This is a genomic window from Rhodoferax ferrireducens (genome assembly GCF_003347515.1).
Taxonomy (GTDB): domain Bacteria; phylum Pseudomonadota; class Gammaproteobacteria; order Burkholderiales; family Burkholderiaceae_C; genus Rhodoferax.
In genome coordinates this window covers 71,012-90,582 of the sequence record NZ_QEII01000274.1, presented here as the reverse complement: position 1 = coordinate 90,582, position 19,571 = coordinate 71,012, and the positions used below count along the sequence as shown (strand labels likewise).

Below are 19,571 nucleotides of genomic sequence, written 5' to 3'. Positions count from 1 at the left end.
CTCCTTCACGCCATGCGGCAGCTAACGGAACCAAGAGCGCCGATCTGGGCGTGAACCAGGTCGCCGGCGAGCACCGGCACCATCGGGCCGAGGGCGCCCGAGAGGATGATTTCACCGGCCCGCAGCCCCTGGCCGCGCTCGGCCATGGTGCGTGCCAGCCAGTAGGCGGCGCGCAGCGGATGACCAAGACAAGCAGCGCCGGTACCGATCGAGACGACCTGCCCGTTCTTGCTCATCTGCATGCCCAGATCACCCAGAGCGACGCTGCCCAGTGCGACCGGCTGGTCGCCCAGCACATAAAGACCACAAGACGCGTTGTCCGCCACGGTGTCCACCAGGCTGATCTTCCAATCGGCAATGGCGCTGTCCACGATTTCGAGGGCCGGCAGTGCATAGGCGATGCAGGCAATGAATTCGGCCCAGCTCGGAGTGATGCCGCTGAGATCGCGGCCGACCACGAAGGCCACTTCGGCTTCGACCTTGGGTTGCATCAGGCGCGAAGTCGGCACATCCTGCCCGTTTAGACACTCCATGTCGTCGAACAGAATGCCAAAATCGGGCTGATCGACGCCGAGCTGCAGTTGCACCGCCTTGGAAGTGAGGCCCACTTTCTTGCCCACCATGCGGCGCCCGGCCTCGATCTGGGCACGGGTGTTGATTTCCGCCACCGCGTAGGCCGCTTCGAGACCCTGGATGCCGTAGCTGATGGAGACGGGGGCAATCGGGGCGCGGTCAGCGCGCGCTTGACGTAGCGCCAGCGCGGCCTGTTGCACCGCGTCGCTTGGAAAATTGTTCATGAACTGCTGTCCTCTGGATGAATGAAAACTGCGCCATCCTTGACGATGGTCCTGTAGGCGCGGATAGGGGTTACGGCCGGAAAAGTGAGTGCGCTCCCGGTCTTCAGACAGAAGCGCCCGACGTGCCAGGGGCATTCGACCTGGCCGTTTTCAACCGTGCCTTCGGACAGCGAGGCGTTTCCGTGCGAGCAGGTGTCATCGGTGACATAGAACTCCCCATCCACGTGATAGACCGCCAACGGCATCCGGCCCTCGACCTCGACCCGAAGTGCCTCGCCGTCCTCGACGGCATCCACGCGGCACAGCCGCAGCTCGCCGGCTAAAAGTGTGACGTCTTTCTGCTCCATGATTCTCGAACCTCCTCAAAAAAATCGGTCGTAATGTATTTGTTGGGCCGGCACCCGGTGCTCGATCATCAGCATCCGGACCACGACTTCAATCATCGGCGGCGGTCCTGCCAGGTAGTATTCATGGGCGGCGAGATCGCCACTCAGACTGCGGCCCAGCAGCTCATGGACGAAGCCACGCTCGCCCTGCCAGCCATCGCTTTCTGCCAGCGCCGCAGCCGATACCGCGGCTGTGACCTGGACGCGGTCCGGCTTGTGCAGCCAATCGGCAAAGGTGGGGATATCGGCCGGGCTGCGGCCGCCGTAAAAGAGCCAGATGGCACGCTCGTTCAGCGCAGGCTGCATGGCGACGGCGTTCACGATCGACAGCATCGGCGCCAGGCCGGAGCCGCCCGCAATGCACACCACATCGCGCGGTGACTCCGCGCGCAACTGGGCCAGACCGAGAGGGCCGTCAATCTCAACGCTGTCGCCTGGCTGCAAGGCATCAAACATCAGGGTACTGACCCGTCCATTGGGCACTTGGCGCACCATGAAGTGCCAGTCGCCGGCTTCGTTCGGCTGGTTCGACATCGAGTAGGCACGCAGTTGTCCGACCCCGGGCAGATCAAGCAAGGCATATTGGCCGGGCACAAATTGCGCCGGCTGCTCGGCCCGAAACATGAACTCACGGATGTCAACGGTGACCTGGCGGCTGCCGAGGTACTGGGTCTTGAAGCGCGCGGGGGCGGTTGCCGACAAATACTCGGGGCCTGGGCGGATCTTGATTTCGCAATCCGACAGCGGTCGGCACTGACAGGCCAGGCGGCGACCCCGGACACGGTCTTTCGCGCTCAAACCGGGCGCATCGGGCCACATCTCTTCCACCTCACCGCTCAGGACGTCGAACTTGCAGGAGCCACAGCCGCCCGCGCTGCATTCGTAAGGCAGGCCGATACCGGCACGCAAGCCCGCGCGCAGCAAGTTGTCGCCCTCGGCGTTGAGATAGCGGGTGTCGCCGCCCGCAATATTGATCGTAAAGGACGTGAGTTTCATTTTTTCTCCTGATCGTCGTGCTTCGCCTGCGGGCCCAGACCCAACCAGCGTTCGGCATTGCCCGAGCGCAATTGGCGCAAGACATCGTCCGACAAGCCGAGCGACTGCAAGCGTGCGACCGGGTCGGCGTCCATGATGACAAACGGATAGTCGGACCCGGCCAGGATCTGACCGCTGCCAAAAACCTGAATCAGCCGGTGAATGGTGTCGGCGTCGTACACCAGGTCGTCGTAGTACATCCGACGCGCCGCGAGGCTGGGGTCGCCAGCAAGGCTGTCGCGGACCTGGGGCAAGGTCTGCCAGGCATGCTGCAAGCGCGGCAGCAACGCGCTGAGCGAGCCGCCACCGTGGCTGAAGGCGATGCGCAGACCTGGCAGGCGGGCCAGCGTTCCACCCGTGATCATGGAGGCGGCGGCCAGACCGGTCTCGCCGGGAAAGGCCAAGACCTGCTCCAGGACAGCCGGACCCGCCAGACGGTCCATGCCGCTCGGCTTGAGCGGATGCACAAACACCGCAGCGCCCCATGCAGCGGCAGCTTCGAAGAACGGGAAAAAACGGGGGTCGCCGATCACCGTGCCGTTGATATTGCCGCCAATTTCAACGCCGGCCAGGCCTAACTGATGCACCACCACATCAAGCTCGTGAATCGCTGTCGCCACGTCCTGCAGCGGTACCGCACCCAGGCCCACGAAACGCGTGGGATGGCTTGCCACCATCTCGGCAATGACCTCGTTCAGGTAACGCGACATCGTCGCACCGTCCACCGGGTCCAGCCAGTAGGACAAGAGCTCGGGCATGGGCGATAAGACCTGACGCGCGACCTGCCGCTGGTCCATATCGACCAGCCGGGCGGCACAGTCCCAGCACGGGTGCGACACCGTGCGGTAGACGGCGCCGGACACCATCACATGGCGATGGCACGCCTGCGCAGCGACCATCGACGGCCAGGGCGCGTCCACATGCCGTCCGATGTACGCAGGAAAATTTTCCGGTACGACGTGCGTGTGAACATCAATCAGATCTGACACGATCAGCCCTGGGCAGTCGCCGGCAGTTTGCCGGTGGCGAAGTAGCGTGACGCCACCGCATTGAACTCTTCTGGCGATTCGTATTGGGGCCAGTGGGCGGCGTCGGCCTGCATCAGGTAAAAGAGGCTGCCGGGTACGCGGGCGGCCGCGGCGCGGGCGGCCTCCACGTCATGGATCGGATTGTCCTGGGTCCAGAGAAACAGCGTATCGCACTTCAGCGATTCGAGCGGGATCAGGAACTCGTCATGCCGCTGAATCAGCGCGTTGATCGTGGGCGCCACGCGCCGGGTCTCGGGGGCGAGGTAGATTCGCAGGCGCAAATCAATCAACTCGTCGTTCAGCAGGTGATGGTTGTTCGGGTGCATCAACCACTGCATCCGGGCGGTCACAGACTCGCGGTTCGGCACTGCATCGACATTGCGCTTGTTCAAGGCCATGAAGTTCTGCATGTCTTGTTTGCCCTTGTCTGACACCACCGGGATGCCGCCAGCCGTATTCAACATCAGCCGACGCACGCGCTGCGGGTACTTGGCTGCGAACAGGCCCGAGACCCAACCGCCAAGCGACTCGCCGGAAAGATGGGCGGCGTCAATCTGCAGCGTATTCATCAACTCCAGCAACTGCTCGACAAACACGGCGGGGGTGTAGTCATCGAGTTTCTTGTTAGACAGGCCGTGACCGACATAGTCGAAGGCAATCACATGAAACTGCGTGGACAGGGCCATCAGGTTCTTGGCATAGGCCTCCAGATGCCCGTTCATCCCGTGCTGGAAGATGATGGTTTCCTGGTTGCCAACGCCGGCCTCGGCGATGCGAATGCGGCCAAAGGTCGGGGTCTGGACGTAGCGAACCTCGGTTCCGAGAAAGTCAAGCCAAAGGCTCATAAGGTATTCCTTTGATGTATCAAGTGGGATAGATGGGGGGATGCAAGGCGCGATCGGCCGTGCCGAGGCAAACCCCCCTGCATTTGAGGGGTTACACAAGAACCATCAAGTAGTCCGGGGTGGCGGAGTGCTACAGGGTTTCCAGGTAGAGGACAACCATCTTGCGCCACAGCTTGAAGAGGCGACTGAAGCGTTGTGTGTCGTTCTGCCAGAGGCGCCGCACGGCCAATCCGCGGACGATGCTGATCGTCAACCACAAGAGATCTTCGGCCACGGATGGGGGCACGCCGGACTCGATCAATGCCGCCAGCCAACTCGCCTCCACGGGCAGCCGGGACGCCGCCGATATATCGCTCACCGGGTTCTCCTCGCTGGCGCGCATGCGGCCCTGGATGGCCAAATCCACGGCAATCAAAAACAGCTCGCTGAAGAAGAAATCCTGACTGTCGGAGATCAGTTCCTTGATCGCATCGTCCACGGAACCGACCCGCCGCGCCCGCTTGCGCCCCGCTTCGGCGGCACGCTGGAAGACATGCTCGACGACCGCCATCACCAGTTCGTCCTTCGACGGAAAATGGTGCGTCTGGGCGCCCCGCGAGACGCCCGCAATCGCGGCCACGTCGGCTGTTCGAAACCCGGCGTAGCCCTTGGTTGCCAGCACGTCCACTGCCGCATCGAGCAGGCGGCGGCGTGTTTCTTCGGTCCGTTCCGCTTGCGTGCGCCGGACCTTGACCGGCTTCGCAACTGTATCGGCTAGAGTTTGTATTGTCATCTTGGGGGTCTGAATAATTGCAGCAACGGTATGTATTCACAACATCGTACTCCCGCCATTGACGCTGATAACCTGACCGGTCATAAACGCGGCCTCACGCGAGGCGAGATAAACGACCATCGAAGCCACCTCCTCCAGTTCAGCCGCTCGCCCCATCGGGATGACGCTCATGAACTGCTTGGCAACCTCGGGTTTCTCCAGAACGAACTTGCGCAATTGATCACTGTTGACAGCGCAGGGTGCAACCGTATTGACCGTGACCCCGGCGGTCGCAAACTCCCGCGCCAGGCCGGTCGTCAGGGCATGGACCCCGCCCTTGGCCGCGTTATACGCAGCATGGTCAGCCAGCCCGTTGCGGACCGAATCGGCCCCGAGGTTGACGATCCGCCCGTAGGTGTGGCGCAGCATCCCGGGCAAAAAGGCGCGGGTACACCAAAGGGTGGTCCAGAGGTTGCGGTCTATCGTCATCCGCAGGGTCTCGGCGGTGTGACTGAGAAAGGGCAGAATCACGCCGCCCCCGGCATTGTTCACCAGGATCGCGGCATCCCCGAAGGCGCTTTGTGTCTGCGCCAGCAGTGCTTGCGCGCCCTCCTCGGTCGAAAGATCCCCCGCCACGCCAATCACCTTGACCTCATATTCATGCTCGATCCGCCGCGCCTCGGCCTGCAGTTCATGGTCGGCGATATCGGCCATCACCAATGAAGCGCCCTCCCTGGCGAGGGCTTCGACGATGGCCAAGCCAATACCGCGGGCGGCACCCGTGACCACGGCAACCTGGCCACTGAATCTTGCGCGGCCCGACAGGGGTCGCAAAGTGGGGTTATTCATCGTCAGGGCATTCGTTCGTGATCAAAGAATAATGCTGACGCGACCGTGGGGTCGCAGAGCGTCCATGTCGAGCATGGAACGCTTCTCCCGGATCTTGAGCTGGCCGTTGACCCCTGTCAGGCGATAGCGATAGCTCCCCACATACACGTCGGCGGCCCCATTTTTAAAGCGGTGAACGGCAAAGGCAGCGGACACTTCAAGCTCCTGATCGCTTCGCTTTTCAATAAGGATGTTGGTCACCATATGGCGCGTTCGCGAACGCGGCCATTCAACGTGAGCCGACTTCTTCAGCAAGCGCACCACCCGCTCTTGCAGGCGCTGACGGTCGTCGGCGATGTAAAACAGGGTGTTGTCCGGCTGGATGTCCGGGCTGGTCCCCACCGTTGGCACATGGTAGACAGCATCGTCGGTGAACAGCGCCAGCCACTCCGCGAGCTGCCAGCGATCCAGCATGGCGGCCTCCCGGTAAAGGTACTCTTCAACATCGTTGCGTGTGATGTTTGCGATCATGGTGATTTCCTTGGTAATAAGCCCTGGCGCTCAGAATGCAGCGGACTCGATGACGCCGCCCTTGCCAAACTTGGGCGCGGGCGCACCGCCCCAGCTATCGAGGATTTCCGGACGAAGCGGCAGTTCACGCGCCTCGCGCGGACTCACCTCGGGGAACTCCTCCATCCCGAAGCTGTATTCGACTGTCAATCCGTCGGGATCGAGAAAATAGATGAATATTGAATTTGAAATGTCGTGCCGGCCCGGCCCATACACGACCTCCACGCCCGCCTTGCGCATGCGATTCATCGCGCGCCCCACGTCATCAACATCTGTCACCATGAAATTGACGTGATGCAGGCCGTCGACATCGCCACGGCTGACGCCAAAGGTGTGATGAAGCGGATTGGGAAAGCAGCGCAGAAATGACACCTGATCCCCAAAATGGTCCGACACCCTGAAGTTCAGCTTTTCGGTCAAGGTGCGCAGCACTGCGTCGCGCTGCGCGCAGCGAATCACCACATGACCCAATCGCTCAATTTTGGAAACGCTGGGCACATAGTCCCCGTTGCCACGCCCCATCTGGGCATAAAACTCGAACGTCAAGGTGCTTTCTGGAATGCAAAAGCGAAACGTCCGGCCCTGCCGCAATTGACTCGCCTCGTCGGCGGCTACCTCATGTCGCGCCCAACCCATCTGGTCAACGTAGTTCGCGGCCTGCTCGAGGTCGCTGGCGGATTCCAGCTCAAAGGCCATGCGCTTGATACCCGGCGCACTGGAGCGGTAGAGCACGAGATTATGGTGATCCTCGCTGCAGCGCAAGAAGGCCGTATCAGACCCCTGTTGCGATTCAAGCTGAAGACCGACAAGGTCGCGGTAAAAGCCAACAGAGGCATCAACATTCGTCACGTTGAGGGCAACATAACCAGGTTTTCGGTAGCGAAATGGAACCATGAGTCCCTCCAGATTGATTGTGAAATATTTCAGCCGGCATGCAGCGGAATAACGCGCGGGGCTTGCTGCACCAGCGCATGCCAGCGCGACCAGAAGGTCCGAATCTGGTGTTCATCGACAGTCGCCGGCTCGGCTTTGTTCATGCCGCGTGAGAGGTCGTTCCAGGCCGCCTCGCGTGCGTTGGCATAGCCGCGCTGGCAATGCTCAAGCATCTCCACGTCGTCCGGCGTTGCAAAACCTCCGGGGCCGAAAAACTCAAGGAATCCGTTCAAACGATTCTTTCGCAACCAGTCCTTCTCTTCCGAAGGTCCGATGGCCCAGGCCGTGACTTCCATGTAGTCGGGCTGCTTCGGGTAAAAAGTCCGCAGCGTCACCGACATGCCGTCAACAATGACCAGGTTGGGAAATATCAACAAGTTGCGGCTGTTTTTGGCGATGCGTGTCGCTCGCTGGTCGCCGTGCTTGGCGACCAGCCGATCAAACACCGCATCGATTTCACCCTTGCGTTCCTCACCCCAGGCCGGAACCCAGTTGGCAACGGGACGACCCCAGGGCGCCGAGTACTCCACCACGGCGTGACCATTGCCCAGGTCGCGTGCAAAGCCCACGACATTGCTTTGCGCAAGCACGCCATTCATGTTCTTCAGGTAATCGAAGTAGGTGGCATGGGTCGAGACGGCGTGATACCCATCAATGCTGTTTTCGACCAGCAGCTTCCAGTTGGCCCGAATCGCATACTCTTGCGTGCCGCTGATGATTTCCATCCCCGCCTCTGACTGGTCCGCGACCAGGTCCAGGTATTCGGTGGCACCCGCAAGGTATTCAACCAGGGTCACTGCCTCCGCGTCGAAACAGACAAACCAGAAATCACGGTACTGCTCAAGGCGCGGGACCGCCACCAGGTCAGCACAGCCACCGCCGTTAAAGCCTTCGCTGTATGACTCGATACCGGGCAGATCGCGCATCTTGCCATCGGCACCAAAAACCCAGCCGTGGTAACTGCAGGTGAAATTCTTGGCGTTTCCGGCCGGCTCACGGCAGACCGTTGCGCCCCGGTGTGGACACGAATTCAGAAAGGCGTGAACCGTGCCCGCGACATCGCGATTGAAAATGACATTGCGCCCACCCACCGGGCGCGTAACAAATGAGCCTTTCTTGGGCAACTCCGAGGTGTGCCCGAGGTACAGCCAGCAGCGGTCAAAAATCTGCGACCGCTCGGCCTGGAAAATATCATTGTCCACAAAAGACTTGCGCGCCACGCGAAACACCCCGGCGTCGCGATCGACATCCAGTAATTTCAAAAAGTTTACATCGCTCATGGTTACTCCGGGAGTTTGATTATCAGGTTAAACAGTTACAAACCGACTGGCTTGTTTGTATCTTATCAACGAAATCAAATCGAGCGTCAGGGGGTTTACCCGTATTAAGGGTAATTTCTTACCGTGTCAGGCGACCGGTGGGGCGGCCAGCGTGACAACACCCCTGCGGCTCTTCATAGGCAGGAGCAAGGCCGACAAGGCGGGGATCATCACCACCGCGCCAAACATGTTCCACAGGAACATGAAGGCAAGGAGCAGACCCATATCGGCCTGGAACTTGATATCCGAGAAGATCCAGGTCGACACGCCAAGGGCCAGCATGACCCCAGTCAAGGCCACGGCGACCCCGGTGGTCTTGAGTGTTTCAAAGTAGGCTTCCTTGAGCGCCAAGCCTTGTTCAAGATAGAACTCCAGCTTGTTGTAGATGTAGATCCCGTAATCCACACCGATCCCGATCCCCAGCGCAATGACCGGCAAGGTGGCCACTTTGACCCCCAGACCCAGCTGGGCCATGATGCCTTCGCACAGCACCGACGTGATGTACAGAGGGGCCATGATGCAAAGGGTTACCCGCCAGGACTTGAACTCCCACAAGACCAGCAGAGCAACGATGCCATAGACCAGCGCCAGCATCAGGGGCTCTGATTGCTTGATGACCATGTTGGTGGCCGCGTCGATGCCCGCGTTACCGGCGGCGAGTTCGAACTTGACATTCTCGTCATTGTGCGCAGCGGCGAATTCCTCAACCGCCTTGACGACCGTCGTCAGGGTCTCGGCCTTGTGATCCTGGAGAAAAATCAGGACCGGCACCATGGAGCACTCGCTGTTGTACAACTCCGAGGGGAGCATGCGGTGGGCCGCGTTGGAGCTGAATCGGTTACGCGTCACCGACTGCCAGCGCATGTCGCCGCCATTTTGGCCGGCCAGGACACGCTTCATGGCCGTGAACAGGGATGAGGTGGACTCCACACCCGGCAGATTTTCCATCCGCAACTGAAACTGATCCACCGTGGCCGCCACCGGGTAGGCCCCACATTCCCCCTTCGGCGTGGTCACCATCACCACGAACACATCGGGACTGGTGGCGTAGTGGGCGGCAATATAGGCGTTGTCCCGGTTGTAGCGGGACTCCACCCGCAGTTCGGGCGCACCGGGGTCCAGGTCACCGATCTTCAAATCCCGGCTCATGACGAAGCCCGCGGCAAAAATTGCCACCGACAAGCCGACGGCGACCCATGCCATTTTGGGTTCCGCAAAACGGGATAACTGGTGCGCCCAGGTGTATTGACTCTGCATCCGCTTCTCTTGGTGACGCAGTCCGGCGGGGCTGATGCCCATGTAGGACATCAGGATTGGCAACAGGAACATCTTGGTCAGGATGATGACCGCCACGCCAACGCTGGCACTGATCGCCAGTTCGCGAATCACGCCGATGTCGATCACCAGCAGGGTGGAAAAGCCGACCGCGTCACACAGCAAGGCAACCGTACCCGGGATGAACAAGACCCGAAAGGTGGCCTTGGCCGCCTCGATGTTGGAGCGACCCAGAACCCGCTCCGTGGCCATGGTGCTGATGTTTTGGACGGCATGACTGACACCAATGGCAAAAGTCAGAAACGGCACCAGAATCGAGTAGGGGTCAAGCCCGAAGCCCATCAGGCGCACGATACCCAATTGCCAGATGACGGCCAGACTGCAGCAAAAAACCGTAGCAAAGGTGCTGCGCCAGCAACGCGAGTAAAGCAATAGAACCAGTACCGTCAGGACGAAGGTGATGGCAAAGAAGATGCCAATGGCACGGGCACCTTCAATAAGATCCCCCACGATCTTGGCAAAGCCGGTGATGTGAATCCTGGTCTGTTCGTTCTGGTACTTGCTGCGCACCAGCTCCTCAAGCCGCTGCGAGAGCTTGCCGTAATCGAGTCGTTCTCCGGTCTGCGGATCCACCTCCAGCAAGGGCGCGAGGATGATGGCGGATCGATGGTCGCTCGCCACCAGGGTGCCGACGATGCTGGAGCGAGCCACGTTGGTACGCACACTGTCAATGGTCTCCGGCGTGCCGTTGAAGCCCTGGGGAATGATTTGCCCGGCGGTCAGGCCCTCCTCCGTCACTTCTATCCACAATACGTTCGGCGTCCAGAGGGACTTCAGCGCGCCCCGGTCTACCCCGGGGATGTAAAACACCTCGTCGGTGATGTTTTTCAGCGTTTCCAGGAAGGCCTTGTCGTAAATATCGCCCTGCGTGTTCTCTACCGCCACACGAATGACGTTACCAAGGGGTCTGAGCTCATTTTCGAACTTCAGATAGTTGGCAATGTAGGGATGCGATATCGGCACCATCTTCTGGAAACTCGCATCCGGCTGCAACTGAGCCGCCTGATAGGCAAAGGCAACCGTCAACAGGAGAAAGAAGGCCAGCGCCGGCGCGCGAACCCGGACAAAATAACGCTCAAAAAATTTTTCAAAACTCCAGAGCTTGTTGTGATGCTTGAGATCAGCATCGCCCACCGGGTCGCTGTTTTCGTTCTGGTTTGTCATAGCGTCTCAGTGTGCGTTGATGTTGACATTCACGAGTCGCGGCCCGCCAGTGCCAACAAGAAGCAGCTTGTTGTTGGGGAGAAGTTGCGGGAGCACCGCGGCGACCGGGCGACCGGAAGGTGTCGTGGACAGCACAAAGCTGCCCCCCTGATCGCGGCTGGTCAGCACGCGCCCGTCACCGGCGACCAGGAGAATGCTGCCGTTTGGCAGTGTCATCCCGGCCACAATGGGTTTGTTCGTCAGCTTCGGCAAGGCTTTCCAGGTCCGACCGTCGTCGCTGGATTTATAAACGTTGCCGGCAAAACCGTAAGTCAGCAGTACCGGACTGTCGGGTAGTGCCAGGGTGCCGTAGAGATGACCCGGGTAGCCGGTGTCCAATGTCTCCCACGTCACCCCCTCATCCCGGGATCGCCTCAACTTTCCGGCTTCGCCGGTAATCATCAGGTTGCCATTGGCCAGCTGCGCAATGCTGTTGAAATGCAAGCCCTCCGGATTGGCAATCCGCCCGCTCCAGGACTCCCAGGTTTTGCCTCCATCACGGGTATGAAAAAATTGCCCAAAGGCCCCAATCACCAGCCCTTCGGTGGCATCCCGAAACCAAAGCCCGAAGAGCGGCATTGATGGGCCAAAACTGGTACTGGCTTTCGCGTCCTGCAGGGAATTCTGCAAGCTTTCCAGGCTTGCGGCGGCCGTCGCGCGGGATTTTTCCGGGGCGGTTTCAAGCGCGCTCCGAGTTTCTTTGACGCGGGCTTCAAGGCCTGCAAGTACCAGGGTATTGGCGCTATTGCCATCGAACTGTTTGTGCCATGTCTTGCCACCATCGGCAGTTTTCAGGATCACACCATCATGACCGGCAGCCCATCCTGCGTCGCGGGAGACAAAGCATAAGGTAGTGAGGGTGACCGAAACGGGTACATTGGCTTGCGTCCAGCTTGTGCCCTGGTCGTCCGAGTAAACGATGACACCCCGTTCGCCAGCGGCCACTAGCCGCTCGCCGGCGCGCGCGATGGTCAGCAGCATGCTTTTGGCGGCCCTGCCCGACTGAAATGCGGGCTGATCGAGGAGGTCCATCGCCGCGGCGGCCGGCGTAGGCAGACAAGCGATGGCGGCCACGCCCATTAACAGCGCGGCCAGCAACGGGCGGCGCAAAGTCGAGTCAAAGAAGTTACGCATAGGGATGGATAGCATGGGAATGAAAGGGGCTCGACTGCCCGGTTGTACTCAATGCCAGCGGGGCTTGGCGGCATTGAAGAACGGCAAGACTGATGCATCGGGCATCGGTCTTGCCGTTGCTTTGGAGCGGGTCAGTTTCCTTGACGCCGCATCGCTTCCGGCGCGAAGAAGTTGACGGTCAGCTTTTCGCCAAACTTCATCGGTTTTTCCTCGTTCATCATGCCAGATGCGATATAGCGACGTGCCTGCAGGTCGTACAACACTTCGGCGATGCCCCAGGTCATGGGCTGGTCATAGAACGGCATTAGATGCACGTCGCGCACCCGCCACAGTTCACCACGGCCGTCGTATTGATCCACGTGGGCGATGGACCAGGAGTCCTCGTCGACATAGAACACGCGCTTGGCGTAGATATGACGCATACCTGTTTTCAACGTGGCCTCCAGCACCCAGACGCGATGCGGCTCATAGCGCACCAGGTCGGCGTTCATGTGGTTCGGTTGAATGATGGTCTTGTACTTGAGACTCTTGTCGCTGAGTGTGAAATTGTTGTAGGAAATAATCATTTCCTTCTTCCCCACCAGCTTCCACTCGAAGCGATCCGGCGCGCCGCTGAAACCCAGGTAGTCATCAATGGTGCGCAGGCCGTCAGAGCCACTCCCGGGGGCATCGTAGGCCACCTGCGGCGCCCGCAGCACCCGACGGGTCCCGGGGTTGTAGACCCAGGCCAGGCGAGGTTCTTTCACCTGGTCAAGGGGCTCGTGGACCAGAATGCCGTCACCGGCCACATTCGAAGGACCGGTCAGCTTGGACAAATAGTAATACAGGCGGTTCGGGTCACCCTTCTCCATCGCCCACGGCGCGGCAAAGGTTTCGTCACGGGTCACCGGGGTAAAAGAACCGTTGGTCTGCACCGGAAACTCCGCGTTATAGCGGGTCCAGGTGCCGCCATAGAAACGTGCCTGATGGTTCCACTGAACTTCCAGGCCGCTCTTCGGTATCGGGAACGGCACGGTGCCTTTTTCCATGTTCAAAATGCCGTTCCCGCCCTCTGCCAGCGTGGTCTTCATACCTTCGCTCTTGGCGAGGTCGTAGACGCTTTTCGGGTAGGCCGCCGTCCGACGGCTTGGATACACGTTCATCTTGAACGTGGGAAAGCGCTTGAGCATCTCGATCTGACCAGGTGCCAGCTTGTCCTTGTATTGCTCGGCGTTGGCGCCCGTGATCGTATAAAGAGGCTTGTCCGCGGCATAGGGGTTGAGATAGCCCTTGGTCCGGTCAAAGCCGGCGGGTGGCGTGGTAATGCCCCCCTCCCACGCCGGAATGCTGGCGTCCTTGTTACCGGCGCGTTCCGCGCCCACCGGGGTTAGCACCTTGCCCAGACGGCTAGCGTCATCCACCGTCATTTCAGCCGAGGCCGTGCCCATCATTGCGGTCAGGCAAATCACGGCCGCCGAAACAAGAGAGTTACTGAGTCGATATCCAGAATTCATGATTAATTTCTCCTGTTATTTTTTGATCAAAAATTAACGCCAACGACTGCCGAGTAGTAGTCCCGGTCATGAAAAACGTCGTACTTCGCGTTCTGGTTGAAGCGGTTGTAGCTGATGTCGGCGTAGTACTTGTTCAGGTAATCGAAGCGGGCGCCCAGCCCGAGAATCTGCCGGTCCTCCAGGAAGAGCGCGTCCGCAGAGTAGCCCTTGACATCGTGGGACCAGAAAATCCGGGGTTTCACGTTAACGCCCGCAAAAAGGTTGGGGTAGCTCAACTCCGCCTGCAGGCGATAGCCCCACGCACTGGAGGTTGCAAAGCCCTTGTTCTCACAATAATCAGCGCTGGCATTGCCCGCACCGGCGGCGCCACCGGCCGTGCAATTGGTCAGCGTTGAAGTCGTGGCTTGACCAAAAACGAAGGCTCGGCCGTAGCGGCGATCGGTATTGGGGTCACCAATGCCGGACCAATGCTGGTAGGCCACCTCGCCGATCAGGCTCACGGATTCCGCAGCAAGGACGCGTGGAAATATTTTCAGGGCAGACACCTGAATCTGGTCTTTGTCCTTCAGGTCATAGCCTCGAAAGAGGCTACCGACGTTCCGTGGCGTTGCCTGCAGAGAACCCAATGGACCCACCCCCGACGCCGCGCCACGCAGCAGATCCACGCCATTGAGTTGAACCGGCAGATCCTTCGTATGGCTGAGTTCACCAAACACAGACCACCCGGCGATCCCGGTGGAGAAGCTCAGGCCCAGGACGTTGATGTTTTCCGCAGACCAATCCCAAGCGTACTGGAGACGATTATTCCCCGCCGAAAAAGCGGAGGGCGCCGGGCTACCGTCAAACCTGACACTGAGGGTCGGGGAACGCTGGTGATAGTTCGCGAAATAAGCACCAAACTCGGTCGCGATGACAGGGGCGAAGTAGCGCAGAGCCAAACCCCACTGACCGGAGTCCTTGGGATTCAAATCACCCGCGTTGGCCATGATGCCAGAGCCATTTGCGAAGATAAATGCGTCGGTCAGATTCGCCAGCGGTCCAGCCGGTACGTTCACACCCTTGTTCGAACAGTTGTAAACGTCGGAAATCGACCAATAGGTGCCGCAGCCGTCGAGAATATTCTTCTTCCAGGCGAACTGATAAAAGCCTTCAACACTAAGGTTGTCCGTCAGTCCTACATTGGCCGTTATCTGGGGAATCGGCAGCAAAATTTCCTTGACCTGCGCGCCCGGCCGACGAGAGGCTGAAATGTCGAAAGCGCCAAATTGATTCACCCCGGGAATAAAGAGGCTCTCACCCCAGTTCACTACCTGATTACCCACCTTGACGGTCAGTGGATGGCTGTCACCCAGATTGCTGTTGATGAAGGCATAGGCATCCAGGAGTTCAATCCCAGAAAACTTGGAAAGCCGGTCAAAATCGCTGTCATTCAGTTTGGCGCCGGACTGAAAGGCGTTGGCCGAGCTACCGTGGGGAACGCCGCTATTCGACAATTCAAAGTCATGCCAGCCCTTGGCCCGCACGAAGACGCCGACATTTTCCTTTTTCAGGGAAAGCTCGCCCACGACCTTGGCAATCGTGGAAAAAGTGTCGCCTTCTTTGTAGTTGAGATTGCCATCGTCGTGGCTGGTTCCCGCCGTGCCCCCGTTACCCTTCATGATCAGTTTAGGGTCAGCGTCATTGGCCCGGGTACTGGTTCCTATCGACATGTTGAGCGACCAGTTTCCCTCTATTCCGTTATCAAGCGAGATTTCGCCCGCTGCGGCCGAACCCGCATAAAGGCCACTCACCCCGAGCAGCGAACACAACATGACATGCCGCGGCAAGGACTGGACCTTTCTCGCGAGCAACAACGGGGAATTTTTAGTTCCTGTCCGATTCTTTCTCATCTACTCACTCCTGTTAGGTTAATTTGACTGGGTATCTGGTTGAAGTGACGCGAAGCAGGCAATCACCCCAGGAAAAAACTCATCACGACGGATTCACCTCGATACATGATCGAGTGAAGGTCCTATATCAACAAAACTTTGGCATCGACTAAGGTGCGGCAGATGGCTCGCGAGATCGCCAATTGAGGCCACATTGGCGTCACGCTTTGGGATTTCATGTACACGAATAACAAAACAAACAAAATGAATTGTTTTTATCTTACCGTTGATAATTGCTCTAGTAACGGGGGTTTACCCGTGTTTTTTCAGTGGTCGGGGTGTGCCGGACGCCGCTGACCGACTTAGCCCATCTGAGTGCTTGATTCAGCTGATATCGACTTGGAAGTGCTCGTGGTCCGAACAGCTTCCATAAATAAGGCCTGGGTGTTCGCGTCCTTGCTTGCAGACGCAATCCGTCGGCAAAAATCCCAACATTCATGAGGAATCTCGGCGCCGGACTGCGCTGCCATGGCCAGTCTTAGCACTGACAGGCGCGTGTGGCCAAATCGTATGCTTCGCTCCAGAAGGCGTACAGACGCTTCTTTGGCCAAGCCGATCGACGCCTCGTTTGCCTCGGAATGGCGGCCCTGCGTCACCACGCGTTTCATCTGTCGGATTGCCTGTCTGGACATCATCACCACCCCTACATATTGCGCCGATACTGCCCGCCGACTTCAAACAAGGCATTGGTGATCTGGCCCAGCGAGCAGACGCGCACGGCATCCATCAGCACCTCGAACACATTCTGGTTCTCGATCACCGCCTGCTGCAGCCGTTTCAGCATGGCCGGCGACTCCTTCGCGTGCAGCGCGTGGAAGTCAGCCAGGCGTTTGAGCTGGTTCTGCTTTTCCTCGTCGGTGGAGCGCGCCAGTTCCAGCTTGTCCAGCACCGCGTCGCCGTGCGGGTTGCGGAAGGTGTTGACGCCGATGATGGGCAGCTCGCCGGTGTGTTTCAGCATCTCGTAGTGCATGGACTCGTCCTGAATCCGGCCGCGCTGGTAGCCGGTTTCCATGGCGCCGAGCACGCCGCCGCGCTCGGCGATGCGCTCGAACTCCAGCAGCACGGCTTCTTCCAGCAGCTCGGTCAGCTCCTCGATGATGAAGGCGCCCTGGCTCGGGTTTTCGTTCTTGGCCAGGCCCCATTCGCGGTTGATGATGAGCTGGATCGCCATGGCGCGGCGCACCGAGTCCTCGGTCGGCGTGGTGATGGCTTCGTCGAAGGCGTTGGTGTGCAGGCTGTTGCAGTTGTCGTAGATCGCGATCAGCGCCTGCAAGGTGGTGCGGATGTCGTTGAACTGGATCTCCTGCGCGTGCAGGCTGCGGCCACTGGTCTGGATGTGGTATTTGAGCTTCTGGCTGCGCTCGTTGGCGCCGTATTTCTCCTTCATGGCGACGGCCCAGATGCGGCGCGCGACCCGGCCCATCACGGTGTATTCCGGGTCCATGCCGTTGGAGAAGAAGAAGCTCAGGTTCGGCGCGAAGTCGTCAATGTGCATGCCGCGCGCCAGATAGGCCTCGACAAAGGTAAAGCCGTTGCTGAGCGTGAAGGCCAGCTGGCTGATCGGATTGGCGCCGGCCTCGGCGATGTGGTAGCCGCTGATCGAGACCGAGTAGAAGTTGCGCACCCGGTTGTGCACGAAGTACTCGGCGATGTCGCCCATCACCTTCAGGCTGAATTCGGTCGAAAAGATGCAGGTGTTCTGGCCCTGGTCTTCCTTCAGGATGTCGGCCTGCACCGTGCCGCGCACGTTCTCCTGCACCCACTCGCGGAGCTTTTCCAGCTCGGTGTCGGTCGGCTCGCGGCCATTGTCCGCTTTGAATTTGTCGATGTTCTGGTCGATGGCGGTGTTCATGAACATGGCCAGGATGCTGGGCGCCGGGCCGTTGATGGTCATGCTGACGCTGGTCGATGGGCTGCACAGGTCAAAGCCGCCGTACAGCACCTTCATGTCGTCCAAGGTGGCAATGCTCACGCCGGAGTTGCCGACCTTGCCGTAAATGTCGGGCCGCGGATCGGGGTCGTTGCCATACAGCGTGACCGAATCAAAGGCGGTGGACAGGCGTTTCGCCGCCATGCCCGAGCTCAGCAGCTTGAAACGGGTGTTGGTGCGAAAGGCATCGCCCTCGCCCGCAAACATGCGGGTCGGGTCTTCGCCTTCGCGCTTGAAGGCGAAGGTGCCGGCGGTGTAGGGGTAACTGCCGGGCACGTTGTCCAGGGTCAGCCATTTCAGGATCTCGCCGTGGTCTTCGAAAGTGGGCAGCGCCACCTTGCGGATGGTGGTGCCGCTTAAAGACTTGGAGGTCAGCGCCGTGCGGATCTCCTTGTCGCGCATCTTGACCACGTATTCGTCGCCGGCGTAGGCGGCCTGCATGTGCGGCCATTGCGCCAGCAGCTTCTTTTCCGCCGCGCCCAGATGCGCTTCGCGTTGCGCCGCCAGGTCCAGCACCGCCTGGCAGGCATTGACCTTGTTGGCGTCGTCCTCCTGCAGCATGCGGCCGGATTCGCGCAGCTGCTGGATTTCGCGCGCCAGCCGGGCCTGGCTGCGGGCGCGCTTTTTGTAAGCCCGCACGGTGTCGCTGATTTCGGCCAGGTAGCGGGTGCGCGCCGGGGGCACCACCGGGGTCTGATTGGTGCTGTGGCGCACCGACACGCTCGGCAACTGACCCGCTTCAGCCACCTTCATGCCCAGCTCGGCGAGCCGGGCTTTCAAGGCCTGGTACAGGGCGGTGACGCCGTCGTCGTTGAAACGCGCCGCCATGGTGCCGAACACCGGCATTTGATCGGCCGGCGTGGTCCAGGCCTCCTTGTTGCGCTGCACCTGCTTGGCGACGTCGCGCAGGGCGTCGAGCGCGCCCTTGCGGTCGAATTTGTTGATGGCGACAAACTCGGCAAAGTCCAGCATGTCGATTTTTTCCAGCTGGCTGGCGGCGCCAAACTCCGGCGTCATCACGTACAGCGGCACATCGACATGCGGCACGATGGCGGCGTCACCCTGGCCAATACCCGAGGTTTCCACCACGATCAGGTCGAAACCGGCCACCTTGCAGGCCGCAATCACGTCGGGCAGGGCGGCGCTGATCTCGCTGCCGAAATCGCGTGTTGCCAGCGAGCGCATGAAGACACGCGGACCCTGGCTCCAGGGGCTGATGGCGTTCATGCGGATGCGGTCGCCCAGCAAGGCGCCACCACTCTTGCGCCTTGACGGGTCGATGGAGATCACGGCCACGCGCAGGCTGTCGTCCTGGTCCAGCCGCAGGCGGCGGATCAGCTCGTCGGTCAGGGACGATTTGCCGGCGCCACCGGTGCCTGTGATGCCCAGCACCGGTATCTTTTTGGTAGCAGCCAGCGCCCGTATCTCCTGGGTCAGCGCCGTTAATTGTTCGGACGGTGCGGCCTTGGCCTCACCGGAGGCTTTTTCGTTCTCCAGCGCCGTGATCAGCTGCGCCAGCGCGCGCCAGCTCATCTCGGAGTGGCCCTGGATGGCGCTGATGTCGGTCGGGGCGTAGCTGGACAGGTCCTGGTCGCAGCGCATCACCATCTCGCCAATCATGCCGGCCAGGCCCATGCGCTGGCCGTCTTCCGGGCTGAAGATGCGCGCCACGCCATAGGCCTGCAGCTCCCGGATTTCCGGCCCGACGATGACGCCGCCGCCGCCGCCAAACACCTGGATGTGGGCGCCGCCGCGTTCTTTCAGCAAGTCCACCATGTACTTGAAGTACTCCACATGGCCGCCCTGGTAGGAGCTGATGGCGATGCCCTGCGCGTCTTCCTGCAGGGCGGCCGTCACCACTTCGTCGACGCTGCGGTTGTGGCCCAGGTGAATCACCTCGGCGCCCATGCCCTGCAGGATGCGGCGCATGATGTTGATGGCGGCATCGTGTCCGTCAAACAGGCTGGCGGCGGTGACAAAACGCACCTTGTTGACAGGGCGGTAGTTGGCGAGCGCCTTGAAGTCGGCGGACAGGTCGGTCATGGGGGTGTCTCAG

The 19,571-nt window shown here is 60.1% G+C and carries 15 protein-coding genes; all 15 read right to left on the bottom strand.

Translation table 11 applies throughout. The features are described from left to right. Positions 1–5 precede the first annotated feature (5 nt). The gene (locus C5P05_RS14735; protein ID WP_114970609.1) at positions 6–797 is read right to left on the bottom strand and encodes a 2-keto-4-pentenoate hydratase; all 792 of its coding nucleotides are present in this window, start codon (positions 795–797) and stop codon (positions 6–8) included. After that, the gene (locus tag C5P05_RS14730; protein ID WP_114970608.1) at positions 794–1,144 is read right to left on the bottom strand and encodes a bifunctional 3-phenylpropionate/cinnamic acid dioxygenase ferredoxin subunit; all 351 of its coding nucleotides are present in this window, start codon (positions 1,142–1,144) and stop codon (positions 794–796) included. The genes C5P05_RS14735 and C5P05_RS14730 overlap by 4 nt, the downstream gene beginning before the upstream one ends. Before the next feature lie 15 nt (positions 1,145–1,159). Further along, positions 1,160–2,179 (bottom strand): 2Fe-2S iron-sulfur cluster-binding protein, encoded by a 1,020-nt coding sequence (locus C5P05_RS14725; protein ID WP_114970607.1) that lies wholly within the window; start codon positions 2,177–2,179, stop codon positions 1,160–1,162. Then, on the bottom strand, positions 2,176–3,207 hold the full coding sequence (locus tag C5P05_RS14720; protein ID WP_232834500.1) for an amidohydrolase family protein: 1,032 nt from the start codon (positions 3,205–3,207) through the stop codon (positions 2,176–2,178). Before C5P05_RS14720 ends, C5P05_RS14725 begins: the two co-directional genes overlap by 4 nt. A 2-nt stretch (positions 3,208–3,209) precedes the next feature. Next, complete coding sequence (locus C5P05_RS14715) at positions 3,210–4,091, bottom strand: alpha/beta fold hydrolase (RefSeq protein ID WP_114970605.1); 882 nt, start codon at positions 4,089–4,091, stop codon at positions 3,210–3,212. 130 nt (positions 4,092–4,221) lie between these two features. Further along, complete coding sequence (locus C5P05_RS14710; RefSeq protein ID WP_114970604.1) at positions 4,222–4,863, bottom strand: TetR/AcrR family transcriptional regulator; 642 nt, start codon at positions 4,861–4,863, stop codon at positions 4,222–4,224. A 36-nt stretch (positions 4,864–4,899) separates the two neighbouring features. Next, positions 4,900–5,691: an SDR family oxidoreductase gene (locus C5P05_RS14705; protein WP_114970603.1), complete on the bottom strand. Its 792-nt coding sequence runs from the start codon at positions 5,689–5,691 to the stop codon at positions 4,900–4,902. A 21-nt stretch (positions 5,692–5,712) separates the two neighbouring features. After that, positions 5,713–6,201, bottom strand: coding sequence for an aromatic-ring-hydroxylating dioxygenase subunit beta (locus C5P05_RS14700; protein ID WP_114970602.1), 489 nt, complete (start codon positions 6,199–6,201; stop codon positions 5,713–5,715). A gap of 30 nt (positions 6,202–6,231) precedes the next feature. Next, positions 6,232–7,134: a VOC family protein gene (locus C5P05_RS14695; RefSeq protein WP_114970601.1), complete on the bottom strand. Its 903-nt coding sequence runs from the start codon at positions 7,132–7,134 to the stop codon at positions 6,232–6,234. 29 nt (positions 7,135–7,163) lie between these two features. Continuing rightward, complete coding sequence (locus C5P05_RS14690) at positions 7,164–8,453, bottom strand: aromatic ring-hydroxylating oxygenase subunit alpha (protein ID WP_114970600.1); 1,290 nt, start codon at positions 8,451–8,453, stop codon at positions 7,164–7,166. Between the two features lie 126 nt (positions 8,454–8,579). Continuing rightward, complete coding sequence (locus C5P05_RS14685) at positions 8,580–10,991, bottom strand: efflux RND transporter permease subunit (RefSeq protein WP_114970599.1); 2,412 nt, start codon at positions 10,989–10,991, stop codon at positions 8,580–8,582. A gap of 6 nt (positions 10,992–10,997) precedes the next feature. Continuing rightward, on the bottom strand, positions 10,998–12,164 hold the full coding sequence (locus C5P05_RS14680) for a WD40/YVTN/BNR-like repeat-containing protein (protein ID WP_198674726.1): 1,167 nt from the start codon (positions 12,162–12,164) through the stop codon (positions 10,998–11,000). Between the two features lie 131 nt (positions 12,165–12,295). Continuing rightward, a complete protein-coding gene (locus C5P05_RS14675) occupies positions 12,296–13,657 on the bottom strand; it encodes a DUF1329 domain-containing protein (protein WP_114970597.1) in 1,362 nt (453 codons plus the stop codon). A 26-nt stretch (positions 13,658–13,683) separates the two neighbouring features. After that, entirely contained in the window at positions 13,684–15,546 is a 1,863-nt protein-coding gene (locus C5P05_RS14670) for a DUF1302 domain-containing protein (protein WP_114970596.1), read from the bottom strand. A gap of 682 nt (positions 15,547–16,228) precedes the next feature. Then, the gene (gene icmF / locus C5P05_RS14660; protein WP_114970594.1) at positions 16,229–19,558 is read right to left on the bottom strand and encodes a fused isobutyryl-CoA mutase/GTPase IcmF; all 3,330 of its coding nucleotides are present in this window, start codon (positions 19,556–19,558) and stop codon (positions 16,229–16,231) included. Positions 19,559–19,571: the final 13 nt, after the last annotated feature.